Source organism: Cupriavidus sp. U2 (assembly GCF_009663685.2).
Classification (GTDB): domain Bacteria; phylum Pseudomonadota; class Gammaproteobacteria; order Burkholderiales; family Burkholderiaceae; genus Cupriavidus; species Cupriavidus necator_C.
On record NZ_RCOG02000011.1, the window covers coordinates 193,712 to 219,455 of the forward strand.

At 66.4% G+C, this 25,744-nt stretch carries 29 protein-coding genes; 19 read left to right on the forward strand and 10 right to left on the reverse strand.

Going from position 1 to position 25,744, the window contains the following annotated elements:
- The first annotated feature begins 99 nt into the window (after window positions 1-99).
- Complete coding sequence (locus D9X30_RS09855; RefSeq protein WP_153948535.1) at window positions 100-861, forward strand: TerC family protein; 762 nt, start codon at window positions 100-102, stop codon at window positions 859-861.
- 12 nt (window positions 862-873) lie between these two features.
- Here D9X30_RS09855 and paaX read toward each other — a convergent pair whose 3' ends face one another.
- Complete coding sequence (gene paaX / locus D9X30_RS09860; RefSeq protein ID WP_153948536.1) at window positions 874-1,806, reverse strand: phenylacetic acid degradation operon negative regulatory protein PaaX; 933 nt, start codon at window positions 1,804-1,806, stop codon at window positions 874-876.
- A 124-nt stretch (window positions 1,807-1,930) separates the two neighbouring features.
- On the opposite strand from paaX, the gene paaA reads away from it, so the two are divergent.
- From paaA to D9X30_RS09910, 10 genes are all read left to right on the forward strand, one after another.
- Complete coding sequence (gene paaA / locus D9X30_RS09865) at window positions 1,931-2,932, forward strand: 1,2-phenylacetyl-CoA epoxidase subunit PaaA (protein WP_153948537.1); 1,002 nt, start codon at window positions 1,931-1,933, stop codon at window positions 2,930-2,932.
- Window positions 2,933-2,986: 54 nt separating this feature from the next.
- Window positions 2,987-3,268, forward strand: coding sequence for a 1,2-phenylacetyl-CoA epoxidase subunit PaaB (gene paaB, locus D9X30_RS09870; RefSeq protein ID WP_066737396.1), 282 nt, complete (start codon window positions 2,987-2,989; stop codon window positions 3,266-3,268).
- Between the two features lie 8 nt (window positions 3,269-3,276).
- Complete coding sequence (gene paaC / locus D9X30_RS09875) at window positions 3,277-4,038, forward strand: 1,2-phenylacetyl-CoA epoxidase subunit PaaC (protein ID WP_153948538.1); 762 nt, start codon at window positions 3,277-3,279, stop codon at window positions 4,036-4,038.
- A gap of 5 nt (window positions 4,039-4,043) precedes the next feature.
- A complete protein-coding gene (gene paaD, locus D9X30_RS09880) occupies window positions 4,044-4,571 on the forward strand; it encodes a 1,2-phenylacetyl-CoA epoxidase subunit PaaD (protein WP_153948539.1) in 528 nt (175 codons plus the stop codon).
- Between the two features lie 25 nt (window positions 4,572-4,596).
- On the forward strand, window positions 4,597-5,670 hold the full coding sequence (gene paaE / locus D9X30_RS09885; protein WP_153948540.1) for a 1,2-phenylacetyl-CoA epoxidase subunit PaaE: 1,074 nt from the start codon (window positions 4,597-4,599) through the stop codon (window positions 5,668-5,670).
- Window positions 5,671-5,757: 87 nt separating this feature from the next.
- Window positions 5,758-7,428, forward strand: coding sequence for a phenylacetic acid degradation protein PaaN (gene paaN, locus D9X30_RS09890; protein WP_249640930.1), 1,671 nt, complete (start codon window positions 5,758-5,760; stop codon window positions 7,426-7,428).
- 57 nt (window positions 7,429-7,485) lie between these two features.
- Entirely contained in the window at window positions 7,486-8,841 is a 1,356-nt protein-coding gene (paaK, locus tag D9X30_RS09895; RefSeq protein WP_153948542.1) for a phenylacetate--CoA ligase PaaK, read from the forward strand.
- A gap of 140 nt (window positions 8,842-8,981) precedes the next feature.
- On the forward strand, window positions 8,982-9,290 hold the full coding sequence (locus D9X30_RS09900; RefSeq protein WP_153948543.1) for a DUF485 domain-containing protein: 309 nt from the start codon (window positions 8,982-8,984) through the stop codon (window positions 9,288-9,290).
- A 38-nt stretch (window positions 9,291-9,328) separates the two neighbouring features.
- A complete protein-coding gene (locus tag D9X30_RS09905) occupies window positions 9,329-10,957 on the forward strand; it encodes a cation acetate symporter (protein WP_502799624.1) in 1,629 nt (542 codons plus the stop codon).
- Between the two features lie 139 nt (window positions 10,958-11,096).
- Window positions 11,097-12,413: an MFS transporter gene (locus D9X30_RS09910; protein WP_153948545.1), complete on the forward strand. Its 1,317-nt coding sequence runs from the start codon at window positions 11,097-11,099 to the stop codon at window positions 12,411-12,413.
- A 27-nt stretch (window positions 12,414-12,440) separates the two neighbouring features.
- Here D9X30_RS09910 and D9X30_RS09915 read toward each other — a convergent pair whose 3' ends face one another.
- Window positions 12,441-13,334 carry a LysR substrate-binding domain-containing protein gene (locus D9X30_RS09915; RefSeq protein ID WP_153948546.1) on the reverse strand — a complete coding sequence of 298 codons (894 nt, stop codon included), beginning with the start codon at window positions 13,332-13,334 and terminating at the stop codon, window positions 12,441-12,443.
- A 173-nt stretch (window positions 13,335-13,507) separates the two neighbouring features.
- Between D9X30_RS09915 and ycaC the strand changes: the two genes are divergently transcribed.
- Window positions 13,508-14,131 carry an isochorismate family cysteine hydrolase YcaC gene (gene ycaC / locus D9X30_RS09920; RefSeq protein ID WP_066741837.1) on the forward strand — a complete coding sequence of 208 codons (624 nt, stop codon included), beginning with the start codon at window positions 13,508-13,510 and terminating at the stop codon, window positions 14,129-14,131.
- A gap of 154 nt (window positions 14,132-14,285) precedes the next feature.
- On the opposite strand, the gene D9X30_RS09925 is transcribed toward ycaC, so the two are convergent.
- Complete coding sequence (locus D9X30_RS09925) at window positions 14,286-14,588, reverse strand: Txe/YoeB family addiction module toxin (RefSeq protein ID WP_153948547.1); 303 nt, start codon at window positions 14,586-14,588, stop codon at window positions 14,286-14,288.
- A complete protein-coding gene (locus D9X30_RS09930) occupies window positions 14,548-14,838 on the reverse strand; it encodes a type II toxin-antitoxin system Phd/YefM family antitoxin (RefSeq protein ID WP_153948548.1) in 291 nt (96 codons plus the stop codon). Before D9X30_RS09930 ends, D9X30_RS09925 begins: the two co-directional genes overlap by 41 nt.
- Window positions 14,839-15,009: 171 nt before the next feature.
- Between D9X30_RS09930 and D9X30_RS09935 the strand changes: the two genes are divergently transcribed.
- The 3 genes from D9X30_RS09935 (at window position 15,010) to D9X30_RS09945 (ending at window position 17,974) form a co-directional block, all read left to right on the forward strand.
- Entirely contained in the window at window positions 15,010-15,246 is a 237-nt protein-coding gene (locus D9X30_RS09935) for a hypothetical protein (protein WP_153948549.1), read from the forward strand.
- 155 nt (window positions 15,247-15,401) lie between these two features.
- A complete protein-coding gene (locus tag D9X30_RS09940; RefSeq protein ID WP_153948550.1) occupies window positions 15,402-17,186 on the forward strand; it encodes an IlvD/Edd family dehydratase in 1,785 nt (594 codons plus the stop codon).
- A 95-nt stretch (window positions 17,187-17,281) separates the two neighbouring features.
- On the forward strand, window positions 17,282-17,974 hold the full coding sequence (locus tag D9X30_RS09945) for a GntR family transcriptional regulator (protein WP_153948551.1): 693 nt from the start codon (window positions 17,282-17,284) through the stop codon (window positions 17,972-17,974).
- Window positions 17,975-17,983: 9 nt separating this feature from the next.
- Here D9X30_RS09945 and D9X30_RS09950 read toward each other — a convergent pair whose 3' ends face one another.
- Together D9X30_RS09950 and D9X30_RS09955 are read right to left on the reverse strand one after the other, a co-directional pair.
- Window positions 17,984-18,958, reverse strand: coding sequence for a tripartite tricarboxylate transporter substrate binding protein (locus D9X30_RS09950; RefSeq protein WP_153948552.1), 975 nt, complete (start codon window positions 18,956-18,958; stop codon window positions 17,984-17,986).
- 16 nt (window positions 18,959-18,974) lie between these two features.
- Window positions 18,975-20,162, reverse strand: a complete 1,188-nt coding sequence (locus tag D9X30_RS09955; protein ID WP_153948553.1) for a pyridoxal-phosphate dependent enzyme — start codon at window positions 20,160-20,162, stop codon at window positions 18,975-18,977.
- 101 nt (window positions 20,163-20,263) lie between these two features.
- On the opposite strand from D9X30_RS09955, the gene D9X30_RS09960 reads away from it, so the two are divergent.
- On the forward strand, window positions 20,264-21,187 hold the full coding sequence (locus D9X30_RS09960; protein ID WP_153948554.1) for a LysR family transcriptional regulator: 924 nt from the start codon (window positions 20,264-20,266) through the stop codon (window positions 21,185-21,187).
- Window positions 21,188-21,197: 10 nt separating this feature from the next.
- Here the strand turns inward: D9X30_RS09960 and D9X30_RS09965 are convergent, their stop codons facing one another.
- On the reverse strand, window positions 21,198-22,214 hold the full coding sequence (locus D9X30_RS09965; protein WP_153948555.1) for a 1-aminocyclopropane-1-carboxylate deaminase: 1,017 nt from the start codon (window positions 22,212-22,214) through the stop codon (window positions 21,198-21,200).
- Window positions 22,215-22,384: 170 nt separating this feature from the next.
- On the opposite strand from D9X30_RS09965, the gene D9X30_RS09970 reads away from it, so the two are divergent.
- The 3 genes from D9X30_RS09970 to D9X30_RS09980 all read left to right on the forward strand — a co-directional run bounded on the left by D9X30_RS09970 (window position 22,385) and on the right by D9X30_RS09980 (window position 24,317).
- Complete coding sequence (locus D9X30_RS09970) at window positions 22,385-22,885, forward strand: Lrp/AsnC family transcriptional regulator (protein WP_249640933.1); 501 nt, start codon at window positions 22,385-22,387, stop codon at window positions 22,883-22,885.
- A gap of 62 nt (window positions 22,886-22,947) precedes the next feature.
- Window positions 22,948-23,637 carry a GntR family transcriptional regulator gene (locus D9X30_RS09975; protein WP_029051113.1) on the forward strand — a complete coding sequence of 230 codons (690 nt, stop codon included), beginning with the start codon at window positions 22,948-22,950 and terminating at the stop codon, window positions 23,635-23,637.
- A 302-nt stretch (window positions 23,638-23,939) separates the two neighbouring features.
- Window positions 23,940-24,317 carry a DUF427 domain-containing protein gene (locus D9X30_RS09980; protein WP_153948556.1) on the forward strand — a complete coding sequence of 126 codons (378 nt, stop codon included), beginning with the start codon at window positions 23,940-23,942 and terminating at the stop codon, window positions 24,315-24,317.
- A 210-nt stretch (window positions 24,318-24,527) separates the two neighbouring features.
- On the opposite strand, the gene D9X30_RS09985 is transcribed toward D9X30_RS09980, so the two are convergent.
- The 3 genes from D9X30_RS09985 to D9X30_RS09995 form a co-directional block, all read right to left on the reverse strand.
- Window positions 24,528-24,713, reverse strand: a complete 186-nt coding sequence (locus tag D9X30_RS09985; protein WP_153948557.1) for a hypothetical protein — start codon at window positions 24,711-24,713, stop codon at window positions 24,528-24,530.
- Window positions 24,714-24,819: 106 nt separating this feature from the next.
- Window positions 24,820-25,203, reverse strand: coding sequence for a hypothetical protein (locus D9X30_RS09990; RefSeq protein ID WP_153948558.1), 384 nt, complete (start codon window positions 25,201-25,203; stop codon window positions 24,820-24,822).
- A 130-nt stretch (window positions 25,204-25,333) separates the two neighbouring features.
- The gene (locus D9X30_RS09995) at window positions 25,334-25,741 is read right to left on the reverse strand and encodes an Hsp20/alpha crystallin family protein (protein ID WP_153948559.1); all 408 of its coding nucleotides are present in this window, start codon (window positions 25,739-25,741) and stop codon (window positions 25,334-25,336) included.
- Window positions 25,742-25,744: the final 3 nt, after the last annotated feature.

Sequence of the window (25,744 nt, forward strand, 5' to 3'; positions counted from 1 at the left end):
CGCGTGCGGGGTGTGTACTACCATGTCCCTCGTTGTCCGCTTGCGGGCCGCCATCCGCTTCCCGGCCCTCTTCCACTGTCACGAAGATCTGGAGTCCGCATGGAAACACTGCTCGAACTGGCACGCGACCCGTCCGCCTGGGCTGCCCTGGCCACACTGGTCGCCATGGAAATCGTGCTGGGCATCGACAACCTGATCTTTATTTCCATCCTCACCAACAAGCTGCCCGAGCACAACCGGGAAAAGGCGCGCCGGATCGGTATCGGCCTGGCGCTGATCCTGCGCCTGGGGCTGCTGGCCACCATTGCCGTGATCGTGGCGCTGACCGAGCCGGTCTTCACCATCCTGGGCAAGGGAATTTCCTGGCGGGACATCATCCTGATTGCCGGGGGCGCCTTCCTGGTCTGGAAAGCCACGCGCGAGATCCACGAGCATGTGGCGCCCGAGTCCGAAGACGCGGACGAATCGGCCGTCGCCCGCGCCGTGCCAAGCTTTGCGGCGGCCATCGGCCAGATTCTGGTGCTGGACCTGGTGTTCTCGATCGACAGCATCATCACCGCCGTAGGCATGACAGATCACATTCCAATCATGTTCGTGGCCGTGATTGCCGCCGTGACCGTGATGTTGTTCGCCGCCACGCCGCTGGCGAACTTCATCCATCGCAATCCCACCATCGTGATGCTGGCGCTGGCGTTCCTGATCATGATCGGCATGACCCTGATTGCGGACGGGCTGGGCCATCATGTGCCCAAGGGCTATATCTATACGGCGATGGCGTTCTCGACCGCCGTGGAAGGGCTCAACATGCTGGCGCGACGCCGGCGTGCGAAGGCCGGCGGCAAGGTGACCGCGCACGACTGACGGCTGGCGTGCCTATTCGTGAAATCGCGACGTAAAGCGTTCGCGCAGCACCCGCATCGGCGACCGGAACGCGCCGGCCCCGGTTTCCATATGCGCCCGCAAATGCGCCTCGCTGGCCGGCAATAGTGCCGCATACAGCGCACCCGTGCCGGCCCGCGCCTCGCGCCCGGGCCAGTCGGTGGGCAGCAGTTCATCGGGCAGGCCGGGGTCACGCAACAGCACCCGGCGATACTCGTGGATCAGCAGGATGCGCACGAAAAACGCGTCGGCCGCTGACAGCGACGGGGCTTCCCTGACCCACGACGCAAAGCGCCTGACATAGGCCTGCCAGGCCTGCGCCACCTCTTTCAGCCGGTAGGTCTGGTGGATCAGTTGTTCAAGCGGCTGCCGCGAGAACGACGCCACCGACTCGGCCCGCATCACGGCCGCGTGCTCCGTGGCACCCGCCGCCAGCAGGATTTCCGCCAGCGAGTCCTGGTCCGCATTCGGGTGCGCAAACACGCCCGGCGCCACGGGCCCGAAGCCTTCCCAGAGCAGTTCGCGGCGCAGTGGCTGGCGCATCGATGCCTTGGTGTCGTTGCGCAACAGCACCAGCGTCCACTTGCCGTCCCAGGCCGGCGACGTCCCGGCATAGATACGCTTGCCGGCGTGCTGCACACGCAGCAGCCCGGCATCGGACAACCCGTAGAAACTCTTGCGCCCCAGGCGCGTGGCCTCCAGCCAGTCGTCGGCAGTGAGCCGGAAGATCGCCGTGCGCACCAGTCGGTTGCTCAGGCCAAACGGCGCCGACAGCGCGATCAGGCTGCCCAGCCACGGCGCTTGCGGCCGCGGCGCGATCACATCGCCATACATCGTGACCAGCAGCGAGCCCGCGCTCAGCTTCAGCCCCTTGGAAAGCCGCGCCACAGCGGGCGACACACCCTCCGGCTTCGACAGGTCGGCCATGGGCCTCCTTTGCAAAGTGATACACACGAACTCGTTGAATGTGTCAAATCGTATCACTATGATCCTGATCAATGTCAGGTCTAGCCAATCGGCTACGAACCTGAAGCCAATCACGGAGACATGCATGTACGCGCAACTGGTCGACACGGGTGTCACGAAAGTCCGCACGGCGCAGGACATGAGCGATGACGAACGCAGCTTCCAGCAGCGCATCGACGCAGGCATCCGCATCGAATCGAAGGACTGGATGCCCGACGCGTATCGACGCACGCTGGTGCGGCAGATCTCGCAGCACGCGCATTCGGAAATCGTCGGGCAGCTACCCGAAGGCAACTGGGTCACGCGTGCGCCGACGCTGGAGCGCAAGGCCGTGCTGCTGGCCAAGATCCAGGACGAAGCGGGCCACGGGCTGTATCTATATAGCGCGGCAGAAACGCTGGGCGTGTCGCGCGACCAGATGCTGGCCGACCTGCATAGCGGAAAAGCCAAATATTCGAGCATCTTCAACTACCCGACGCTGAACTGGGCCGACATCGGCGCCATTGGCTGGCTGGTGGACGGATCGGCCATCATCAACCAGGTGCCGTTGTGCCGCTGCTCGTACGGCCCCTATGCCCGGGCGATGGTGCGCGTGTGCAAGGAAGAATCGTTTCACCAGCGGCAGGGTTACGACATCCTGCTCAAGCTCTGCAACGGCACGGCCGAGCAGAAGCAGATGGCACAGGACGCGCTGAACCGCTGGTGGTGGCCGGCGCTGATGATGTTCGGGCCGTCCGATGCCGATTCGCTGCACAGCGCGCAGTCCGCGCAATGGCGCATCAAGCTGTTCTCGAACGATGCGCTGCGCCAGAAGATGGTGGACCAGACCGTACCGCAGGCCGAGTTCCTGGGCCTCTCGATTCCGGACCCCGACCTCAAGTGGAACGATGAACGCGGCCACTACGACTTCGGCGCCATCGACTGGGACGAGTTCTACAACGTGATCCAGGGCAATGGTCCCTGCAACCGCGAACGCCTTGGCACCCGCGTCAAGGCCTGGGAAGACGGCGCCTGGTTCCGCGACGCGCTGGTGGCCCACGCCGGCAAGCGGTCCGCCAGCCAGCCGACCGAACGCCAGGTGGCCTGACGACTGCCCTTTTTCGTATTTCAGCATCCCGCATTCAACGAGCAGGAGACCGCCATGAGCGAATGGCCGCTTTGGGAAATCTTTATCCGCAGCCAGCACGGCCTGGCGCACAAGCATGTCGGCAGCCTGCACGCCGCCGACGCCGCGATGGCCATCAACAACGCCCGCGACGTCTACACCCGCCGCAACGAGGGCGTCAGCATCTGGGCCGTGCCGGCCACGCATATCGCCGCCAGCAGCCCGACCGACAAGGGCCCGCTGTTCGAGCCGGCCAACAGCAAGGTCTATCGCCATCCGACCTTCTTTCCGATGCCGGAAGCGGTCAAGCACATCTGAGGCACGCCATGCAAGTCAGCAAGCCAGCCACCTTCGAATTCCTGCTGCGCCTGGGCGATACCGCGCTGGTGCTCGGCCAGCGCCTGTCCGAATGGTGCGGCAAGGGCCCCGCGCTGGAGGAAGACATCGCGCTGACCAACGTCGCGCTGGACCTGATCGGCCAGGCGCGGATGTGGCTGTCCCATGCCGCTGAAGTGGAAGGCGCGGGCCGTACCGAAGACCAGCTTGCCTATCTGCGCGATGCGCACCAGTTCCGCAATGCGCTGCTGGTCGAGCAGCCCAACGGCAGCTACGCCGACACGCTCGCCCGCCAGTTCCTGTTCGACACTTGGCACTACTACCTGCTCGATGCGCTGCGGCAGTCCAGTGACGCAGGGATTGCCGCCATCGCCGACAAGGCCGTCAAGGAAGTGGCCTATCACGCCCGCCGCAGCGCCGACCTGGTCGTGCGCCTGGGCGACGGCACGACCGAAAGCCATCGTCGCATGCAGGACGCCATCGACCGTCTGTGGATGTACACCGGCGAGCTGTTCGACGCCGACAGCGTGGACGCCGGCCTGATCGCGGCCGGCGTGGCATGCAACCCGGCCGCGCTGCGCGAGCCGTGCCACCAGCAGGTGGCCGAAGTCCTCGAAGAGGCCACGCTCGCCATGCCGGGCGATGGCTGGATGCAGCGCGGCGGCCACGCTGGCCGGCACACGGAACACCTGGGCTTTCTGCTGGCCGAGATGCAGTTCCTGCAGCGCGCCTACCCCGGCGCCACGTGGTGAGCACCATGCACGCCCTTGCCCATCCGGCAACCGTCACGGACGCCAACACGGACGCCATCTGGTCGTGGCTCGATACCATCCCCGACCCCGAGATCCCGGTGATCTCGGTGATCGACCTCGGCATCGTGCGCGGCGTGCACTGGGAAGCCGACACTTGCGTGGTGACCATCACCCCGACGTACTCGGGTTGCCCCGCTGTCACGCTGATCCGCGCGCAGATCGTCCAGGCGCTGGGCGAGCATGGCATCGGGCAGGTCGAGGTGCGGTTGCAACTGGCCCCGGCCTGGACCACCGACTGGATGACGGCCCGTGGCCGGCAGCAACTGGCCGGCTACGGCATTGCGCCGCCCGCGCAGACCGTCATCGACATCAGCGGCATCACCCGCCGGCGCCAGCCTGCGCCGGCGGTGGCCTGCCCGCATTGCGGATCGACCCATACGCACGTGGTCAGCCAGTTCGGGTCCACGGCCTGCAAGGCGCTGTACCGCTGCGGCGACTGCCGCGAGCCGTTCGATTACTTCAAGGCGCATTGAGCCGCCGCGACCGGAAGACACAGACATGAGCACCTTCCATGCCCTGCGCGTGACCGATGTCACCCGCGAAACGCGCGACGCCATCGCCGTGACCTTCGACGTGCCGCCGGCCCTGTCCGAGACCTACCGCTACGCGGCCGGCCAGCACCTGACCGTGCGCACCCGGATCGCCGGCAACGAGGTACGCCGCTCGTATTCGATCTGCGCCGCCGCGCAGGACCAACGCCTGCGCATCGCCATCAAGCGCGTGGAGGGCGGCCTGTTCTCGAACTGGGCCAGCGACACGCTGCGCCCCGGCCATACGCTCGACGTGATGCCGCCGTCCGGGCACTTCAGCGTGCCGCTCGATGCCGGCCATCGCAAGCACTACGTGGGTTTTGCGGCCGGCAGCGGCATCACCCCCCTGCTGTCGATCATCGAAACCACGCTGCGCGCAGAGCCCGACAGCCGCTTCACGCTGTTCTACGGCAATCGCGCGTCGTCCACGGTGATCTTCAAGGAGGCGCTTGAAGACCTGAAGGACACCTACCTGCACCGGCTGAATCTGGTCTTCATCCTGAGCCGCGAAACGCTCGACATCGACCTGTTCAACGGCCGCCTGGACGGTGCCAAGGCCGACGCGCTGCTCAAGCAGTGGATCGACCCGGCCAGCATCGACGTGGCTTTTATCTGCGGCCCGCAGTCAATGATGGAGGGCGTCGCGGACGCGCTGAAGCAGAACGGCGTCGAGCCGGCCCGCATCAAGCGCGAGCTGTTCGGCACCAGCACGCCCACGGCCCGCGCGCCGCAGCCGCAACACGCCGCTGGCAAGCAGGATTGCGAGGTCACGGTGATCCAGGACGGCCGCTCGCGCAGCTTCACGGTCGCCCGGAACACCCAGACCGTGCTCGACGCCGCGCTGGAACAGGGCATCGAACTGCCCTACGCCTGCAAGGGCGGGGTCTGCTCCACGTGCCGCTGCAAGCGCGTCGCGGGCGAGGTGGACATGGACGTGAACTTCGCGCTGGAAGACTACGAAGTGGCGCGCGGCTTCATCCTGAGCTGCCAGAGCTACGCCGTCAGCGACAAGCTCGTACTCGATTTCGACCAGGAAACCTGACCGGCCCCGGCAGCCACCCGCCCCCCTTACCGCATCACAACGCCCCTCGCGCTTCGGCGCAAAGATCTGCAAGATATGGAGACACCCGTGCCCCACGCATTGTTCACCCGCCATCAGGCCATGCTCGACCAGGCGCTCGCCGCCATCGACCAGCGCGGCTACTGGAGCCCGTTTTCCGAAATGCCGAGCCCGAAGGTCTATGGCGAAACAGCCGCCGACGCCGGCAAGGCCGCCTTCGACGCACGCCTTGGGCAACCGTTTCCGATCACGCAGCCCGGCACCATCGGGCAAGCCGGCCACGAAGTCTCGCCCTACGGCCCCAAGCTGGGCGTGACCTATCCGCGCCCGGACCTCGACGCGCTGTTCGCCGCCATCGAAGCCGCCGCCCCGGCTTGGCGCGAGGCCGGCCCCACCGCATGGGTGGGCGTGGCGCTAGAAATCCTGACCCGCCTGAACCGCCGCAGCTTCGAGATGGCCCATGCGGTCATGCATACCACCGGCCAGCCTTTCATGATGGCATTCCAGGCCGGCGGCCCGCACGCGCAGGATCGCGGCCTGGAAGCCGTGGCCTATGCCTGGCAGGCGATGCGCGGCGTCCCGGCCCGTGCCACCTGGGAAAAGCCCCAGGGCAAGAACCCGCCGCTGCGTATGGAAAAGACCTTTACGGTCGTGCCGCGTGGCATCGGCCTGGTGATCGGATGCTGCACCTTTCCCACTTGGAACAGCTATCCGGGTCTGTTCGCCAGCCTGGCCACGGGGAATCCGGTCGTGGTCAAGCCGCACCCGGGCGCCATCCTGCCGCTGGCCATCACGGTGCAGATCGCCCGCGAGGTACTGGCCGAGGCCGGCTTCAGCCCCGACATCGTCACGCTGGTCGCCAACAACCCGGACGAGCGCATGGCGTCCACACTGGCGCTGCGCCCCGAAGTGCGGCTGATCGATTTCACCGGCAGCACGGCCAACGGCGAATGGCTCGAACGCAACGCCCACCAGGCGCTGGTCTACACCGAGAAGGCCGGGGTCAACCAGGTGGTCATCGATTCCACCGACGACCTGAAAGGCATGGTCCGCAACCTGGCCCTGTCGCTGGCGCTGTACTCGGGCCAGATGTGTACCGCGCCGCAGAATATCTACATCCCGCGCGACGGCATCGACACGCCGGACGGCCATGTCACGTTCGACGGCGTGGTCGCCGCGCTGGGCGAGGCCCTGCAGACGCTGACCGCCGACCCGGCCAAGGCCGTCGAGATCCTCGGCGCGATCCAGAACGACGGCGTCGCGCAGCGTATCGACGCATCCCGTGCGCTGGGCAAGGTCGTGCTGGACAGCCAGGCCATCGTCCATCCCCAGTTCCCCGAAGCGCGCGTGCGCACGCCGCTGCTGCTCAAGGTGGATGTGCGCGACGAGGACAAGTTCACGCAGGAACTGTTCGGCCCGATTGCCTTCGTGATCGCCGTCGACAGCACCAGCCAGGCGGTTGCCACTGCCCGGCGCATCGCGAAGCAGCACGGCGCGCTGACGCTGTCGGGCTACACCACGCAGCGCAGCGTGGAAACGCAGCTCGAAGACGCCGCGCTGGACGCAGGCGTGGCGCTGTCGCTGAACCTGACCGGCCCCGTGCTCGTCAACCAGTCGGCCGCCTTCAGCGACTTCCACGGCACCGGCGCCAATCCGGCCGCCAACGCCGCGCTGGCCGATACGGCCTTCGTCGCCAACCGCTTCCGGGTGATTCAGGCTCGCCGTCATCTGAAAGACTGAACCCCACGGCTCACGCCATCCCCACGAATCGCCCGACATACCCTGGAGGAGACACCCATGGTCCAGCGCGCCCCCCAAGCCGATCAACTCGATCCGATCGAGCATGCCAGCCGAGACGAACTCCAGGCGCTGCAGCTGCGGCGCCTGAAATGGACGCTGCAACACGCCTACGACAACGTGCCGCACTATCGCCAGGCGTTCGATGCGGCCGGCGTGCACCCCGGCGATCTGCGCCAGCTGTCCGATCTGTCGAAGTTCCCGTTCACCACCAAGAAGGAACTGCGCGACAACTATCCGTTCGGCATGTTTGCCGTGCCACGCGAGGAAGTCGTTCGCGTCCACGCGTCGAGCGGCACGACCGGCCAGCCGACGGTGGTGGGCTATACCGCCCGTGACATCGACACCTGGGCCACGCTGGTGGCCCGTTCGATTCGCGCCGCCGGCGGCCGTCGCGGCGACCTGGTACAGGTCTGCTACGGCTACGGCCTGTTCACGGGCGGCCTTGGCGCCCACTATGGCGCCGAGAAGCTCGGCTGCACCGTGATCCCGATGTCGGGCGGCCAGACCGAGAAGCAGGTGCAGCTGATCCGCGACTTCAAGCCGCGCATCGTCATGGTCACGCCGTCGTACATGCTGAACCTGATCGACGAAATGGCCCGCCAGGGCATGTCGCCGGCCGACAGCTCGCTGGAGATCGGCATCTTCGGCGCCGAGCCGTGGACCGACGCGATGCGCCAGGAGATCGAAACGCGCGCCGGCATCGACGCCGTGGACATCTACGGCCTGTCCGAGGTCATGGGCCCCGGCGTGGCGTGCGAGTGCATCGAGAGCAAGGACGGCCCGGTCATCTGGGAAGACCACTTTTATGCCGAGATCATCGACCCCGTCACCGGCGAAGTGCTGCCCGATGGCGCGGAGGGCGAACTGGTCTTCACGTCGCTAACCAAGGAGGCCCTGCCCGTGATCCGCTACCGTACGCGGGACCTGACACGCCTGCTGCCGCCCACTTCGCGCGCCATGCGCCGCATCGGCAAGATCACCGGGCGCTCGGACGACATGCTGATCATTCGGGGCGTGAACGTGTTCCCGTCGCAGATCGAGGAACTGATCCTCAAGCAGCCTGAGCTGGCACCCCACTACCAGCTGACCGTCACGCGCGACGGCCATCTCGACCGCCTGGCCGTGGCGGTCGAAGTGCGGCCCGAGGTCACGCACCGGCTGTCCGATGCCGACCGCGAGGCGCTGGGCGCGAAGCTGCGCGACGCGATCAAGACCCACGTTGGCATCACCACCCGCGTGGAAGCCGTGCCAGCCGACCGCCTGGCGCGCACCTCCACCGGCAAGGCCCGGCGCGTGCTGGACCTGCGCACTGCGGCGCCACTGGTTCCGGAGGCCGAACGCGCAGCCGCCTGACAGGCGGGCTGGCGTGTAGCCTGCTCCCCCGATGACGCCCTGACTACTCCTCGCCGTCGCCGCCCGCCATGCTCGCGGACGGCCGGCCGCAACGCCTCGACAGAAGGCGTGCCGGCCACGCTTCGCCACTGGAGACAACCATGACCGAACGGCAATTCGCCTCTATCACCCAACACCCCGACTTCCAGTTGCTGACCCGGCGCCGCGCGCGCCTGGGCGGGTCGCTGACCGCGCTGATGCTGGCCGTCTATTTCGGCTTCATCGGCCTGCTGGCCTTCTACCCGGCTGTGCTGGTCGCACCCCTGCGCGGCGGCACCCTGACCACGGGCATCGTCGCCGGCGCCGCCGTGATCGTGGTGGCATTCGCGCTGACCGCCATCTACGTGCGCAAGGCCAACCGCGAATTCGACGGCCTGACCGCCCGCATCCTGAAGGAGTGCGCAGCATGAAGCGAATCGCAACCCTTGCGCCGACCCTCGCCACCCTCATGGCGCTCGGCGCCGCCAGTGCCTACGCAGGCCCGGCCGTGGACGGCAACGTGGCCGTCCAGCCGTTGAACTGGCATGCCATCGGCATGTTCGTGGTCTTCGTGCTGTTCACGCTGGTCATCACGCGCTGGGCCGCCCGCCGGACGCGCACGGCTTCTGACTTCTACGCCGCCGGAGGCGGGCTGACCGGCTTCCAGAACGGCCTGGCCATTGCCGGCGACATGGTGTCCGCCGCGTCTTTCCTGGGCATCTCGGCCATGATGTTCGACAAGGGCTTCGACGGCCTGATTTACGCGCTGGGCGTGGTGGCCGGCTGGCCCATCATCCTGTTCGTGGTGGCCGAGCGGCTGCGCAACCTGGGCCGCTACACGTTTGCCGATGTGGTCGCCTACCGCCTGTCGCAAAAGCCGGTGCGCATCACCGCCGCGTTTGGCACGCTGACGGTGTCGATCATGTACCTGGTGGCCCAGATGGTGGGCGCCGGCAAGCTGATCCAGCTGCTGTTCGGCACCAGCTACCTGTCGGCCGTGCTCGTGGTCGGGGTACTGATGGTGCTCTACGTGATGTTTGGCGGCATGCTGGCCACCACGTGGGTCCAGATCATCAAGGCCATCCTGCTGCTGGGCGGCACCACCTTCATGGCCTACGAGGTGCTCGCGCATTTCGGGTTCAGCCTCGATGCGCTGTTCGCCGCGGCCGTCGATGCCCATCCGAAGGGTCAGTCCATCATGGCGCCGGGCGGGCTGGTGGCAAACCCGGTCGAGGCCATATCGCTGGGCGTCGGGATGATCTTCGGCACGGCGGGCCTGCCCCATATCCTGATGCGCTTCTTCACCGTGGCCGATGCGCGCGAGGCCCGCAAGTCGGTCTGCTATGCCACCGGCTTTATCGGCTACTTCTACCTGCTGATCCTGGTGGTCGGATTCGGGGCCATCGTGCTGGTAGGCAACAACCCGGCCTTCCGCGACGGCGCCGGGCAGTTGATCGGCGGCAGCAACATGGTGGCCGTACACCTGGCGCAGGCGGTGGGCGGCAACATGTTCCTGGGCTTTATCTCGGCCGTGGCCTTCGCCACCATCCTGGCCGTCGTGGCAGGCCTTGCGCTGTCGGGGGCATCGGCCGTGTCGCATGACCTCTATGCCACGGTCATCCGCAAGGGCCGCGCCACCGAGGCCGAGGAAATCCGCGTGTCGCGCTTTGCCACACTAGGCATCGGCGTGGTGGCCATCCTGCTCGGCCTGCTGTTCGAGAAGCAGAACATCGCCTTCCTGTCCGGCCTGGTACTGGCCATCGCCGCCTCGGTCAACTTCCCGGTGCTGTTCCTGTCGATGTTCTGGAAGGGCCTGACCACGCGTGGCGCCGTGGGCGGCAGCGTGGTGGGCCTGGTGTCGGCCATTGCGCTGCTGGTGCTGGGGCCGACCGTCTGGGTGGGCATTCTCAAGCATGGCCAGCCGATCTTCCCGTACGCCAACCCGGCACTGTTCTCGATGACGCTGGCCTTCGGCGCGGCCTGGCTGCTGTCCGTGCTCGACCGTTCGGAAGCGGCTGCCGGCGAACGCCAGGCCTACCTGCCCCAGTACGTGCGGTCCATGACGGGCCTGGGCGCGGCCTCCGCCAGCCGGCATTGATGCCGGCCCCGGGCGGCATCGCCATCGGCATGACCGCGCCAAGTTAGAATGGCCGCCAGCGTGGCAGCCGGACCGGACCCTACCGGACCGCCGGCCTGCCACCCCGCCCCATTCCCTTGTCGCACGGACACTTGCCAGCATGTCGACCTTGCAGATCAGCTTTGAAGACGCCATCCGGACCGCCGGTGTCGGTAAATTCCAGTACCGGCTCTTCGTGATATTCGGGCTGGTGTGGATGGCCGATGCGATGCAGGTGCTGTCCATCGGCTTCAGCGCCCCGTCCATCGCCAGCACTTTCGGCGTGCCGGTGCCGCAGGCGCTGCAGACCGGCACCACGTTCTTCATCGGCATGCTGATCGGGGCGTTCTGCTTTGGCCGCATTGCCGACCGCGTCGGCCGGCGCCCGGCGCTGATGCTGGCCGTGGTCATCGACGCGGCCTGCGGCGTGGCTTCCGCGTTTGCCCCAAGCCTGGGCTGGCTGATGGTGCTGCGCCTGCTGACCGGCATCGGCGTGGGCGGCACGCTGCCGGTGGACTACACGATGCTGGCCGAATTCCTGCCACGCGACCGTCGCGGCCGCTGGCTGGTGCTGCTGGAATCGTTCTGGGCGCTGGGCACGATCTGCCTGGCCCTGCTGGCGCTGGCCGCCGCGGCCCATGGCAACGACGCCTGGCGCATCATCTTCTTCGTGACCGGCATCCCCGCGCTGGTAGGCCTGATCCCGCGCATGTATGTGCCGGAATCGCCGCTGTTCCTGAACCGCAACGGCAAGTCCGAGCAGGCCCGCCAGGTGCTGGAACGGGTGGCCCAGACCAATGGCCGCAAGGTGACCATCCCCACGCTGCAATCCGAACGCACCGAGCGGCAGTCCGTGTTCGCGCTGTTCACGGCCGCCTTCCGGCGCCGAACCGTGGCGCTGTTCGCCGCCTGGCTTCTGATCTCGGTGGCCTACTACGCGGTGTTCGTCTACCTGCCCATCCGTCTCAGCGGCGCCGGCTTTGCCTTCATGCGCGGCCAGGCCTTCCTGGTGATCCTGGCGCTCGTGCAGTTGCCGGGCTACGCACTGGCGGCCTATGGCGTGGAGCGATGGGGCCGCAAGCCGACGCTGATCGGCTTCCTGCTCCTCAGCGCCGTCGGTTGCATGCTGTACAGCCTGGGCACGGCGTCCGCGGTGGTGGTCGGGTCCACGCTGCTGATGAGCTTCGCGCTGCTGGGCACCTGGGGCGCGCTGTACGCGTTCACGCCCGAGGTCTACCCCACCAACCTGCGCGCCACGGGCATGGGCACGGCGGGCGCCGTAGCACGCTTTGGCGGCCTGTTCGCCCCGGCGCTCATCGCGCCGGTCATGTCGACACATTTCACGCTGGCCCTGGCGATGATCTCCGCCATGCTCGCCACGGCCGCGCTGGCGGTCGGCGCCGTCAACGTCGAATCGCGGAACCGCGCGCTCGACTAGGCCGGCGGCGTCCATCCGCCGTGCCCGCTATTCCTTGTAGATGTGGGTGGCGAAGTAGTCGATCAGCAGCCGCACGTTCGGCATCAACCCCCGGCGCGACGGGAACACGGCGTGGATGATGCCGCCTCTCGGCGCCCAGCCGGGCAGCACATCGATCAGCGTGCCGTTGCGCAGGTCATCCTCCACCACCATGCAAGGCAACTGCACGATGCCGACGCCGGTCTGCGCAGCCTTGCGCAGCGCGCTCATGTCGTCGGTGACGTAACGGGGCTGGTGCCGGACTTCGGCCGATTGTCCTTCCGGGCCGATCAGCTGCCAGACGTGGCTGCGCGGCGGGCCCCAATCGAGGCTGGGCATGCCCGCAAGCTCGGCGGGATTCCGTAGCGGTGCGCGGCCTTCCATCAGTGCGGGGCACGCCACCAGACGCTGGTGGCTCTCCGACAGCACGCGCATGACCAGGTCGCTGTTTTCCAACGGCGGAAAGCGCACGCGCAGCGCCAGGTCCAGGCGTTCGCCGATCACGTCCACGCGGCGGTTGGTCGCCTCCAGATGTACCTGCACCTTCGGATAGGCCAGCATGAACTGCGCCACCAGTCCGGCCACGCGGTATTCGAGCAACGTCGTCGGGCAGGTCATGCGCACGATGCCCTGCGGCTCGGAACGCTCGCGCTCCATGACCTCGCGCGCCGCTTCGGCCTCGACCAGCACGCCGAGACAGCGTTCATAGAATTCGCGCCCGGTCTCCGTGACCGAGAAGTGCCGCGTCGATCGCTGCAGCAGCCTGACGCCATACCGGGCCTCCAGCGCCGCGATGCGCCGGCTGAGCTTCGACTTGGGCGCCCCCAGCGCCAGACCCGCCTGGGTGAACCCGCCATGGTCGACCACCTTGACGAAGTAGTAGAGGTCGTTGAGGTCGTCCATGACTGTTCCTCCCATAGAACACAGACGGCATCTTACGGCACTACTGCGCCGGTTTCCGCGAACCTATGATGGCTCCACGCTCCGGTGCCGTCATCGCGACGACGCCGCAGCGGCCGACGCTTCCAACAACGCGTCTGCGAGACGCGTGACCCCATCCGTGCAAGGAGATAGCCATGACAACGTCCTACAAGCGCCTGGACAAGAATGACGCAGCCGTACTGCTGGTGGACCACCAGGCCGGTCTGCTTTCGCTGGTGCGCGACATCGACCCCGACAAGTTCAAGAACAATGTCCTGGCACTGGCCGACCTGGCCAAGTACTTCAAGCTGCCGACCATCCTGACCACCAGCTTCGAGACCGGCCCCAACGGCCCGCTGGTGCCCGAGCTGAAGGCCCAGTTTCCGGAAGCGCCGTATATTCCGCGTCCCGGTCAGATCAACGCCTGGGACAACGAAGACTTCGTGAAGGCGGTCAAGGCCACCGGCAAGAAGCAATTGATCATCGCCGGCGTGGTCACCGAGGTCTGCGTCGCCTTTCCGGCGCTGTCGGCCCTGGCCGAAGGCTTCGACGTGTTCGTCGTAGGCGATGCATCGGGCACGTTCGATCCGATCACGCGCGACGCGGCGTGGCATCGCATGGCCCATGCGGGCGCCCAGATGATGACGTGGTTCGGCGTGGCCTGCGAGCTGCACCGCGACTGGCGCAACGACATCGAAGGGCTCGGCACGCTGTTCGCCAACCACATCCCCGACTACCGCAACCTGATGACAAGCTTCAAGGTCATGTCGGCGAAGTAAGCGGGGGGGCAACAGGGGGTAGTGGCCAAGCGCGCGGGCAGTCTCTACGTGGCCGGTCCATCCGTGGATCGGCTCAAGGTCAAACGGCCCCGCGCCACCCTGCCCGACTTCAAACGTGACCTATGAAAAAGCGGCGCCGAAGCGCCCCTACGGGTCAATAGTGCTGACGGCACTGCATCACGTAGGTTGTGCCATCCTGGACGATGTAGACCAGGCGGTCGTTCTTGGTGATGCGACGTGACCAGAAGCCCGTCAAATCGCCTTTCAGTGGTTCCGGTTTGCCGGTGCCCTTGAAAGGGTCACGGGCAATCTCCTCGAGGAGCCCGTTAATCTCCTCCACGATGCGCATGTCATGCTGCTGCCAGTACAGATAGTCGGCCCATGCGTGTGTGGAGAAACCTACCTTGCAGCTATCTTCAGCGGCTGCCTTGTTCTTCGCCTTTTGCTTTTGAGACATTTAGTGGCAATTCCTTGACGGAGGCCTTGCCAGCTCGAAACTCCGCGATGGATTCGCGCAGACGCGCGGCGTTCTTTTCAGACCCAAGCAGATGCAGGGTTTCCTGCATGCTGTTGTAGTCCTCGAGAGACAGCAGCACGACATGCTCGCCCCGCTGTCGGGTAATGACAGTGGGCTCGTGGTCCTTGCAGACCGAATCCAACGCCTGCTTGAAGCCGGCTCGCGCCTCGCTAAAAGTCATGACGTTCATACACTCACCTCTCTGCACCCCAAGCCGCGTCGTTTTGCGCCAGCTCAAGCAGTTGTGCTTGCCTTGATCCCGTAACAAGGTATGGGGGGGGCGGGACTCCTTAACTTTCGTAGATCCGACCATCGGGTCTACGTCCTGCTCAAGCAACATTGTACGAAACTTTGTACGACATTGCAAACCAAGGCGGCCACCGCCACCTACGTGGCCCTGGCCTGGCGCCAGGGCGCGACGCTGGGCCCGGGCCACGCCGGCTATGTGGACCTTCTGGCCTTCGCCGTGCTGGCGGGCGGTTCCTGGGCAGGCATCCGGCTGGCGGCGCGCTGGATCGGACGCATCCCCGACCGCGTCCACGCCGTGACCTATCTCGCGCTGCTGACCATGGTGCTCGCTGTCATGCTGGCGGTCTAGCCGCACGGCTATCCCCGGTCAGGCGCCACGTCACTCCAGCGGATCAGATTATTAATAATGTAGGTGATAATACCGACGACAGTCGGCCACGGCTCGACTATCCTTAGGCCCCACATCATCGAGGGGCGTCGCGCCCCGGCACACCGCATCCGACCATGTCCCACGACGGCCAGAACCCCAAAGGCGCCGCCCCGCGCCACGACATTGCACCGGCCGACGCCGCCGCCGGTATCTCCCAGGGCCTGACTCACTACGGAGACCGGGGCTTCTCGCTGTTCCTGCGCAAGGCGTTCATCAAGGGTGCGGGCTACACCGACGACGCGCTCGACCGCCCTGTCGTGGGCATCGTCAACACGGGCAGTGCGTACAACCCGTGCCACGGCAACGCGCCGCAGCTGATCGAGGCCGTCAAGCGCGGCATCATGCTGGCCGGCGGCCTGCCGATGGATTTTCCGACGATCTCGATCCACGAGAGCTTTTCGGCGCCCACCAGCATGTACCTGCGCAACCTCATGTCGATGGACACCGAGGAAATGATCCGCGCGCAGCCGATGGATGCCGTGGTGCTGATCGGCGGCTGCGACAAGACCGTGCCCGCGCAGCTGATGGGCGCGGCGTCGGCCGGCATCCCGGCCATCCAGCTCATTACGGGTTCGATGCTGACCGGATCGCATCGCAGCGAGCGCGTGGGCGCCTGTACCGACTGCCGCCGCTACTGGGGCAAGTTCCGCGCCGAAGAGATCGACGCCGAGGAGATTTCCGACGTCAACAATCAGCTCGTGGCCAGCGTGGGCACCTGCTCCGTGATGGGCACGGCCAGCACCATGGCCTGCATTGCGGAGGCACTGGGCATGACCGTGCCCGGTGGTGCCTCACCGCCGGCCGTGACCGCCGACCGCATCCGCGTGGCCGAGCAGACCGGCACGGAGGCCGTGCGCATTGCGCGCGAGCGCCTGACGATCGACAAGATCCTGACGCCGGCTGCCTTCGAGAACGCCATGCGCGTGCTGCTGGCGATTGGCGGTTCGACGAACGGCATCGTCCACTTGGCCGCCATCGCGGGCCGCATGGGCTATGACATCGATCTGGCCGAACTGGACCGCATGGGACGCGACACGCCGGTGCTGCTGGACCTGAAGCCGTCCGGCGACCACTACATGGAAGACTTCCACCACGCGGGCGGCATGGCCACGCTGCTGCGCGAACTGAAGCCGCTGCTGCGCCTGGACGCGCTGACCGTCACGGGCCGCACACTTGGCGAGGAAATCGAGCGCGCCGGCCCCGGCTTCAGGCAGGAGGTGGTACGCACGCGCGACAACCCGATCTACCCGCAGGGGGGCATTGCCGTGCTGCGCGGCAACCTGGCCCCGGGCGGCGCCATCATCAAGCAGTCGGCTGCACACCCGAAGCTGATGGAGCACGAGGGACGCGCCGTGGTGTTCGAGAACGCCGCCGACCTGGCCAACCGCATCGACAGCGACGACCTGGACGTGACGGCCGACGACATCCTGGTGCTGAAGAACATCGGCCCCAAAGGCGCGCCCGGCATGCCCGAGGCAGGCTATATCCCGATTCCGCGCAAGCTGGCCCGCGCTGGCGTGAAGGACATCGTGCGTATTTCGGATGGCCGCATGAGCGGCACGGCATTCGGCACCATCGTGCTGCACGTGACGCCCGAATCGGCGATTGGCGGGCCGCTGGCCTACGTGCGCAACGGCGACCGCATCAGCCTGTCGGTGGCGCGACGCGACCTGACACTGCATGTCGGCGACGACGAACTGGCGCGCCGCGCGCAGGAAACGCCGGTGGTCGAGCCCACTGCCGACCGTGGCTATCGCAAGCTGTTTCTCACCACGGTGAACCAGGCGGACCAGGGGGTGGACTTCGACTTCCTCCGCGCTGCCGAAACCCGCGGCAAGGTGCCGGGCAACGGCGCCTGACCTGCGGCGGGACAGGCGCCATGGACAGGAAAATCGGTCAGAATGCCGGCTTTGTTCCAACTCGCCACCAAGCGCCGGGGCTCAGCCCTGGTGCGATGCCCCTGATGCCCGGTTCCAGCACGCCTAGCCCCGCCGCCGCCTCCATCGCCCAGGACCCGCTGGAGGCGATGGTTGCCACGCTCGAAGAAGACATCGTCTTTGGCCGGCTGCATCCCCGCGAGCGCCTGGTCGAGGACGATCTGATGGGGCGCTTCGCGGTCAAGCGGCACGTGGTCAGGGATGCACTGGCCGCGCTGGACCGACTAGGGCTGGTGGAACGCCGCAAGAACGTCGGCGCGGTGGTGCGCTCTTTCTCCGTGCAGGAAGTGACCGAACTGTACGAAGTGCGCGGCATGCTGGAGACCGAAGCCGCCCGGCGCATCGACATGCAGCGCGTGCCGGCGCACCTGGACACGCTGATCGCCATCCAGCAGCAGCACGACACCGCCGTGGCAGCCGGCGACGCGCGCACGGTGTTTCGCGTCAACGTGGCCTTCCACCGCGAACTGTTCAGCCTGTGCAGCAACCAGACGCTGCAGAAGGCCATTGCCGAATTCGCGCGGCAGACCCATCCCATCCGCTTTGCCTCGCTGGTCTCGCCCGAATACCGCGAACGCGCCCGCCTGGAACACTGGCGGATGATCGAGGCCCTCAAGGCCGGCGATATCGATGGGCTGGTGGCGCTGTGCGCCAGCCACCTGCTGCCGTCGCGCGATGCCTATCTGCACGCGCAGCAGTACCGAAGCTGATCCACTGGGCTATTCCGGCTGGATTCCCGCCTGTTTCACCAGTTGGCCCCAGCGGTCCACCTCGCCGCGCAGCCGGTCGCCCAGCTGCGCCGGCGTGGATGCCTTGAGGTCGATGCCCTGGCTATCCAGGCGCGCCTTGGTCTGCGGATTGGCCAGGGCCGCCCGCACTGCGTCGTTCAGCCGCACCACCACCGCCGTCGGCGTGCGCGCCGGCGCTACCAACGCCCACCACTGACCCACCTGCATGCCCGGCAGTTTCGCCTCGGTCGATGTCGGCACATTCGGCAGCGCGGCGAGCCGCGACGGCCCTGTCACCATCAGCGCCGTGATCTTGCCGCCGCCAAGCAGACTGCTGCCGCTGGCCAGCGTCGCAAAATGGCCAGAAACCAGTTGGGCCGAGACATCGGTCAGCGCCGGGGCCGATCCGCGATACGGCACGGCATCGACGGGAATGGCCGCCTGTGCCTCCAGCATCTTGGCCGCCAGATGGCTGATCGTGCCGCTGCCGCTGGTGGCCAGTTGGATCGGTTTGCCGGACTGGCGGGCATCGGACAGGAATCGCTGGATATCGCCGGGCCGGTAGCGCGCACTGTCCGCGAACAGCACCAGCGGCGATTCGCCCAGCAGCGAGACCGGCGCGAAATCGCGCAGCACGTCGTAGGACATCTGGCGAAACACCGATGGCGCCACGGTATGGGCCAGCTCGATCACCCCAAGCGTGTAGCCGTCGGGCGCGGCCTTGGCCACCGCCTCGGCGCCGATGCGGCCCGAGGCGCCCGCGCGGTTTTCGACCACCACCGGCTGGCCCATCGATTCGCTCATCCGTTGCGCCACGGCGCGCGCCAGCGCATCGGTGCTGCCGCCGGCCGCCCAGGGCACGATCAGGCGGACCGGCTTGTCGGGATAGCCGGCGGCATGCGCCACGGGCACTTGGGCCGCCGCCAGGCCGACGGAAAAGATGGCGGTCAGGTAACGCAATGTCATGGGTTCCTCCGAGGCGCTAGTTTGTGATTTGTGCCGGGTCGCGATCGCCGCGCGCGGTCAGCATGAGCAGAACGGTTTCCGATGGCGCAATGCGGCCATCGGCGCGCAGCATCCGGGCGGCAGCCAGCCCCGCCCCGGCGCAAAGCTCGACCCAGAATCCGGCTGCGGCCAGCTGGCCGGTGCCCGCGCGTGCGGCGTCGTCGCCCACCACCACCGCGCCGCCGCCCGATCGCGTCACCGCATGCACCTGCTGGGCGGTGACGGTGGACCCGGCCGTGGAAAACTGCCGCGTTGCGCCCGCAAAATCGGCCTGCTGTGACGCCCCGGCCAGCACACGGGCCAGGCGCGGAAACGGCTCCACAGCCCACAGCTTCGGCACGCGGCCCAGGTGCCCCATCCTCACGAGGTCACGCAGCGCGCTATAGAGTCCCCACAGCAGGTCGCCGCGGGCGGTGGGCACCATTACGTGGTCGGGCAAGCAACCCTGCTGAACCCATTCGAGCGCGACGGCCCGGTAGCCTTCCACGCCAAACACGGGACTGCCGACGGCCGGCAGGCTGTAGTTCGTCAGCGCGAAGGCCCCGTCGTCACGAACGCGGCGCCGCACGTGTTCCCAGCGCGCATGCCCAGTCTCGCAAATCACGCGGCGCGCGCCGTAGTGGCGCAGGGCCACATCGAACACCGCCGGCAGGTTGCGATAAGTGGCCACCTCGCACGCCAGCCCGGCGGCGGCGCAATAGGCCGCGGCGGACACGGCCGCGTTGCCGCTGGACGCCAGCACCACATCGCGCGCCCCGGACGCCAGCGCCCGGCTTACCGCCTGGGCCGACATGCGGTCCTTGTGCGAACCAGTCGGATTGGCGCCCTCGTTCTTGATCCACATCGCCGCCACGCCGGCCAGCGCGGCCAGCGACGGAACGGGCAGGCAGGGTGTGGCGCCCTCGCCCAGCGTCACGCCGTCCAGATACGGCATCCAGTGACCCCAGCGATAACCCTGGCTTTTTGGTGCAAAATCGAGCGCCGGGGTACTGTCGCCACCTGCGTAGACCGCTTCGAGACTGCTTGGCCGGCCCTGGCCGGCGCAGGCCGGGCAGCCTTCCGGCAGGTCGGAGACCGGGTAGACTGCTGCGCAAGTCACGCATCGCAAGGCGCGCAGTGCGGGATTGACGGTCGGCACAACGCCGGGCGTATGGATGTGGGACATGGCGACGGACTGGAATGGCATGACGGCGAGTCTACGGGCAGACGCGCCCCCGCAACGCAAGCCATCCGGTGTTTTTGATAAGCCAAACTTATAGGATGAGGATGGAGAAGATAGCCGGGGACGCCGGGCAGAGCGTCAGCGCGCGGCAGATCGAGGTGTTCCGCATGGTCATGCGACTGGGCTCGGCACGCCGGGCCGCCGAGGCCCTGCATATCAGCCAGCCAGCGGTGACCCAGATCGTGCTGCAGCTTGAAAAATCGGCGCGGCTCAGGCTGTTCGACCGCAGCAAGGGGCGCATGGTCCCGACCGCCGAGGCGGCCGCGCTGATGGATGAAGTCGAGCGCGTCTACGTGGGCCTGGACGCCGTGCAGCGCAAGATCGACCTGCTGCGCACGCACGAGGACACGGTGTTGCGCGTGGGCGCCCTGCACGCGATGGCCGCCAGCGTGATGCCGCTGGCGGTGGCCAACTTCACCCACAGCTATCCGCGCAGCCATTGCCGGCTGGAGGTGGACAGTTCGCGCGGCCTGCGCGAACGGCTGCTGCAGCGCGAGCTCGACCTGGCCTTCATGGGCGACGAAGTGGACACCAGCGGACTGACCGCGTCGGAGTTCTACGCCATTCCGGCGGTCTGCATCGTGCCGGCGACGCATCCGTTTGCCGGGCGCGGCCGTATCGGGGTGGCAGACCTGGCCGATGCCCCGCTGATCGGGCTGGATGCGGCCGACCCGGCTCAGCGGCAGCTGCAATCCGCCTTTGCCGAGCACGGCCACATGGCACGGTTCGTCGCCACCACGCCATACAGCCACACGCAATGCGCGCTGGTGCTGGCCGGCGTGGGGCTGGCCATTACCAACCCGCTGGTGGCGCGCACCTACACGGCGCTGGGGCTGCGCAGCGTGCCGTTTGCGGGCGCGGTGCGCTTCCGGGCCGTCCTGGCGTTCCACCCCGGCCAGGGGCAATCCACGGCGGCCCAGCAGTTTGTCCGGCTGTGCCGCCAGCGCGTGGAAGACCTGCTGCGCTGACGCGCGCCGCTCAGCCGTTGCGGAACAGGAAGCTGTACGCGCTCAATGCCGGCGCGCCGCCCAGATGGGCGTAGAGCACGCGCGAACCGGCCGGGAATTCGCCACGCCGCACCATGTCGATCATGCCGTGCATCGACTTGCCTTCGTAGACGGGGTCGGTCATCACGCCTTCATACCGCGCGCAGGTGCGGATGGCCTCGAGCGTGCCTTCCGACGGCAGGCCGTATTCCGGTCCGCCGTAGCGCGTGTCGAGCACCACATCGGCATCGGCAATGTCGCGATCGAGTTCCACCAGCCCCGCCGTATGTCTGGCGATGCGCAGGATCTGCGCGCGGGTCTGCGCCGGCTTGGCCGATGCGTCGATGCCGATCACGCGGTCTGCCCGGCCATCGGCCGCAAAACCCACCACCATGCCGGCCTGCGTACTGCCTGTGACCGAGCACACCACGATGTAGTCGAACCTGAAGCCCAGTTCGGCCTCCTGCGCGCGCACTTCCTCGGCAAACCCGACAAACCCGAGACCGCCGAGCGGATGCTCCGAACAGCCGGCGGGAATCGGATATGGCTTGCCGCCGGCCTGGCGCACGCTTTCCATCGCCTCTTCCCAGCTCTTGCGGATGCCGATGTCGAAGCCGTCGGCCACCAGCCGTACGTCGGCACCCATCATGCGCGACATCTGGATATTGCCCACGCGGTCGTAGACGGCATCGGCATAGTTGACCCAGTTTTCCTGCACCAGCACGCACTTCAGCCCCAGGTGGGCAGCCACTGCGGCCACCTGGCGGGTCTGGTTGGACTGGATGCCGCCGATCGACACGAGCGTGTCACAGCCTTGCGCAAGTGCGTCAGGAATCAGGTATTCGAGCTTGCGGGTCTTGTTGCCGCCGAAGGCAAGACCGCTGTTGCAGTCTTCGCGCTTGGCGTAGAGCGCCACCTTGCCGCCCAGATGCTCGGACAGGCGTTGCATGGGCTGGATCGGGGTGGGACCGAACGTCAGGGTATGGCGAGGGAAACACTTCAGGTTCATGGCGACTGCTCCGGGGTGGATGGCGATGGACTCCATCCTAGAAAAAAAGCCGCGAAACGTGCTTGCAAAGAACGGCGCCTGAGAACACTATTCATTGATATCCCGCCGAATATCTTTCCGTTTATTCCGGATAATCACCCGTGAAAGAAACAAAATTTCGCGCCCGATCCGTGCCACCGGCCGCGCCTGCCGCGCCCGCCACGGCGCACGTTGGCAGCCTGGACCGCGCCGACAAGGCCATACTCCGGGCGCTACAGCAGGATGCGTCGATCTCCAACGTGGCGTTGGCGGCCAAGGTGAACCTCAGCCCGCCGGCCTGCCTGCGCCGCGTGGAGCGGCTCAAGGAGATGGGCCTGATCCGGGGCATCGTGGCGCTGCTGGCCCCCAAGGCGCTCGACGCGGGCATGCTGGTGATGATCGGCGTGGTACTGGATCGATCCACCCCCGAATCGTTCGCCCAGTTCGAGTCGGCCGCACAGAAGGTGTCGGGCTGCATGGAATGCCATGTGGTTACCGGCGAATTCGACTACTTCATGCTGGTCCGCACCCGGGACAGCGAAAGCTTCAACCGGCTGCACGCCGAGCAGTTGCTCTACCTGCCCGGCGTCAGGCAAATCCGGTCGTTCATGGTGCTCAAACAGGTGCTGTCGACGACGCAGTTCCCCTTTTGACAAAAGTGCCGGCGGCGATCTCGGGTAGACTCTCATGTCTTGTTTACCCACATCACGTTTTCATGCTTCCTACGGACCTGGCTGGCGCCGACGGCGACCAGAGTGCTTCGTTGCCGCGTTCCGAGCGGGCCTATCAACAACTGCGTGCCGCCATCCAGGCTGGCCAACTGCTACCGGGAACCCGTCTGCGTGAAGTCGAGCTGGCCGAAACGCTCGGCCTGTCGCGCACGCCGGTGCGCGAGGCGCTGTCCCGTCTGGAATCCGAAGGGCTGGTCGTCAACGAGCCGAACCGCGGCATGATGGTCACCCGGCTCGATGCCAGCATGGTCAGCGAGCTGTATGTGATGCGCGAGGTACTGGAATCGACCGCAGCCGCCCTGGCGGCGCGCCATGCCACCGACGTGGAAATTTCGCTGCTGCGCGATATCGTCGAACGCGACCTGTCGTTTGCGGCGGACCCCGACAAGCTGGCGATGAACAACCGCCTGTTCCACGAAACCCTGCACCGCTGCGCGCACAACCGCTACCTGCTCAAGACGCTGCGGTCCCTGCACGAGTCGATGGCGCTGCTGGGCCGGTCCACGCTGGCCGTGCCGGGCCGCGCGCGCGGCTCGTACGAGGAACACATGGCGCTGGTCGAGGCGCTGGAAGCCCGCAACCCCGAGCAGGCCGAAATGATTACCCGCCGCCATATCCAGCAGGCCTACAAGGTCCGGCTGTCGCTCTGGATCGAGGAACAATCGGGCAGCTGAACGGGGATCTCGCCCGACCTCGCCGCCCCACCATCATGGCCCCGCTCAGACGGGGCCATTGTTTTAAAAACCCGAAAAGTGTGTTCCGCCGTTGCGCTTTTTTGCAACGATGGGTCGCGCTATCGTGTGCCTCAAGGCTGCAGGCTCTCTCTCCCTTCCAGCCTTACGTCACCTCCGTGGCGGTTTTTTCATGATTGGCGCGGGCCCGTACGACTCTCAGGCGTACGGCACGCCGGCGCAGGCGCGGCATCGTTGCCGCGCCTCATCTTTTTCCGCCGTCGCCCTCACGGCAAGGAGTCGTCATGACTGACAAGCCTGTCAAGATCCCCGGCCCGGACCACCCCATCACCATCACGCCACAGCGCGCCCGCGTGGTCGTCACGGCTGGCGGCCGCGTGATCGCAGATACCACGCGCGCCCTGAACCTGCAGGAAGCGTCGTACCCCGCCGTGCAGTACATCCCGCGCGACAATGTCGACATGTCGCAGCTGAGCCGGACCACGCACGCCAGCCATTGCCCGTACAAGGGCGACGCCGCCTACTTCAGCATCGGCGCAGCCGGAACCCGCGGCAACAACGCGGTCTGGACATACGAACATCCGCACGACGCCGTGGCCCAGATCGCCGGCTACGTCGCGTTCTATCCCGATCGCGTCGACAGCATCGACATCCGGCGCTGATCGGCAGCCCGGCCAACAGCGTCTTCCGCATCGGCGCATTCGGGGACGGCCCACCATCGGCTGGATAGGCCAAACGGAAGGTCGCGTGGCTGCGTCTTCAAGCACAAATGAAAAACCGGCCCGCCGTGCACCTGGATGGGTGTACGGCGGGCCGGTTTTTCAATGCATGCGGCGCCGGATGCGCCGCCCTTCTCTATCTGCTGGCTTCGATCAGCCGTTCGCGTAGACCACCTTGGCCTTGCGCGCTTCCGCCTGCAGGCGGGTAAAGATGTTCTGGATAGCGGCAACTGCGCGCTTGGCATCGTTGACGAAGCCCAGGCGTTGCGTGCCCAGTTCACGGTCGATCAGTTCACGTTCCAGTTGATCGGTCAGCTTGATGTCGGATTGGGTGTTCATGGCGTCCTTCCTTTCGGGGATAACCCTTTTGGGGTTTTCCCTAATTGTAGCAGAAGGATTGTCGCATTGCAGCATTAGGTAATTCTGCGTAGTGCCAAGCCGTACATCACTGTATGAGCGGGACGATCCCGATCCGCTCTGCAAGCATTCGTTCGTACACGCCAAAATGAAGGTCGACTTCAGCCTGACTGACGACTGTGACCTCCAGCCTGATCTGATCCGCCTTGAGGCCGAAAATAGTGGCGAGCGCCAACTCGAGGTCGGGCACCATATCCTTGTCCTTGGGGAACGTCGTGCCAATGCTGATCGAATACGCATTGGAGCGATCCGCAACGACTTCAAGCAACCGCGCCGCGGCGCTCATATTGTGTTCGATCGCAATGCGAGCCAGCTCTGCAATGCTGCGCATCTTCTCGGTGGGAAACCCACGGACGCAGCGTAGCCGTACGCGATGAGGGCCCATTGTGAGCCAGTCGGTATCGAATTCCATGACAAAAAGGGTGGGCTTGTAGTCGTTAAGCCATCGATCCAGCGTTCGTAAAGCCGGTGAAGGGTCCTGCGAAAATGGGGCGCCCGGAGGCGCCCCGAACGTCGAATGCTCTTCCTATGATGGCAAACGCCTAATCCAGGTTGATGGCAATGCGCCGCGGCCTCGCTTCCTCACGTCGAGGGATCGTCAGTTTCAGCACACCGTCCTGCAACTGGGCGCCGATCTGACCGGCATCCAGATCCGGACTCAGCGAGAACGACCTCGCAAAATGCGGCTGGCGAATTTCCGCGTGTTGCACGCGAAGCGTCGGCGGCGTCGGCACGATCGCTTGTCCTTCGATATGCAGCGTACCGTCGTTGACACTGACCTGCAGGTTCTCGCGGCTCACGCCTGGCAGGTCAGCCCACAGCGTCACGCCGTTGACGTCTTCCACAATGTCCACCGCTGGGACCAGCGTGACTTGCCGCGCGCCCTTATCTTCCGGGCGTTGGGCCACAGTGCCATCGTTACGTTGCGCAAGTTGGGTGTTGGCGTTCATGGC

What these genes read in the sequence shown, in the direction of transcription:
- D9X30_RS09855 (WP_153948535.1), top strand. Translation starts at nt 100, where the DNA reads ATGGAAACACTGCTCGAACTGGCACGCGACCCGTCCGCCTGGGCTGCC.
- paaX (WP_153948536.1), bottom strand. Translation starts at nt 1,806, where the DNA reads ATGGCCGACCTGTCGAAGCCGGAGGGTGTGTCGCCCGCTGTGGCGCGG.
- paaA (WP_153948537.1), top strand. Translation starts at nt 1,931, where the DNA reads ATGTACGCGCAACTGGTCGACACGGGTGTCACGAAAGTCCGCACGGCG.
- paaB (WP_066737396.1), top strand. Translation starts at nt 2,987, where the DNA reads ATGAGCGAATGGCCGCTTTGGGAAATCTTTATCCGCAGCCAGCACGGC.
- paaC (WP_153948538.1), top strand. Translation starts at nt 3,277, where the DNA reads ATGCAAGTCAGCAAGCCAGCCACCTTCGAATTCCTGCTGCGCCTGGGC.
- paaD (WP_153948539.1), top strand. Translation starts at nt 4,044, where the DNA reads ATGCACGCCCTTGCCCATCCGGCAACCGTCACGGACGCCAACACGGAC.
- paaE (WP_153948540.1), top strand. Translation starts at nt 4,597, where the DNA reads ATGAGCACCTTCCATGCCCTGCGCGTGACCGATGTCACCCGCGAAACG.
- paaK (WP_153948542.1), top strand. Translation starts at nt 7,486, where the DNA reads ATGGTCCAGCGCGCCCCCCAAGCCGATCAACTCGATCCGATCGAGCAT.
- D9X30_RS09900 (WP_153948543.1), top strand. Translation starts at nt 8,982, where the DNA reads ATGACCGAACGGCAATTCGCCTCTATCACCCAACACCCCGACTTCCAG.
- D9X30_RS09905 (WP_502799624.1), top strand. Translation starts at nt 9,329, where the DNA reads ATGGCGCTCGGCGCCGCCAGTGCCTACGCAGGCCCGGCCGTGGACGGC.
- D9X30_RS09910 (WP_153948545.1), top strand. Translation starts at nt 11,097, where the DNA reads ATGTCGACCTTGCAGATCAGCTTTGAAGACGCCATCCGGACCGCCGGT.
- D9X30_RS09915 (WP_153948546.1), bottom strand. Translation starts at nt 13,334, where the DNA reads ATGGACGACCTCAACGACCTCTACTACTTCGTCAAGGTGGTCGACCAT.
- ycaC (WP_066741837.1), top strand. Translation starts at nt 13,508, where the DNA reads ATGACAACGTCCTACAAGCGCCTGGACAAGAATGACGCAGCCGTACTG.
- D9X30_RS09925 (WP_153948547.1), bottom strand. Translation starts at nt 14,588, where the DNA reads ATGTCTCAAAAGCAAAAGGCGAAGAACAAGGCAGCCGCTGAAGATAGC.
- D9X30_RS09930 (WP_153948548.1), bottom strand. Translation starts at nt 14,838, where the DNA reads ATGAACGTCATGACTTTTAGCGAGGCGCGAGCCGGCTTCAAGCAGGCG.
- D9X30_RS09940 (WP_153948550.1), top strand. Translation starts at nt 15,402, where the DNA reads ATGTCCCACGACGGCCAGAACCCCAAAGGCGCCGCCCCGCGCCACGAC.
- D9X30_RS09945 (WP_153948551.1), top strand. Translation starts at nt 17,282, where the DNA reads ATGCCCCTGATGCCCGGTTCCAGCACGCCTAGCCCCGCCGCCGCCTCC.
- D9X30_RS09950 (WP_153948552.1), bottom strand. Translation starts at nt 18,958, where the DNA reads ATGACATTGCGTTACCTGACCGCCATCTTTTCCGTCGGCCTGGCGGCG.
- D9X30_RS09955 (WP_153948553.1), bottom strand. Translation starts at nt 20,162, where the DNA reads ATGTCCCACATCCATACGCCCGGCGTTGTGCCGACCGTCAATCCCGCA.
- D9X30_RS09960 (WP_153948554.1), top strand. Translation starts at nt 20,264, where the DNA reads ATGGAGAAGATAGCCGGGGACGCCGGGCAGAGCGTCAGCGCGCGGCAG.
- D9X30_RS09965 (WP_153948555.1), bottom strand. Translation starts at nt 22,214, where the DNA reads ATGAACCTGAAGTGTTTCCCTCGCCATACCCTGACGTTCGGTCCCACC.
- D9X30_RS09975 (WP_029051113.1), top strand. Translation starts at nt 22,948, where the DNA reads ATGCTTCCTACGGACCTGGCTGGCGCCGACGGCGACCAGAGTGCTTCG.
- D9X30_RS09980 (WP_153948556.1), top strand. Translation starts at nt 23,940, where the DNA reads ATGACTGACAAGCCTGTCAAGATCCCCGGCCCGGACCACCCCATCACC.
- D9X30_RS09985 (WP_153948557.1), bottom strand. Translation starts at nt 24,713, where the DNA reads ATGAACACCCAATCCGACATCAAGCTGACCGATCAACTGGAACGTGAA.
- D9X30_RS09990 (WP_153948558.1), bottom strand. Translation starts at nt 25,203, where the DNA reads ATGGAATTCGATACCGACTGGCTCACAATGGGCCCTCATCGCGTACGG.
- D9X30_RS09995 (WP_153948559.1), bottom strand. Translation starts at nt 25,741, where the DNA reads ATGAACGCCAACACCCAACTTGCGCAACGTAACGATGGCACTGTGGCC.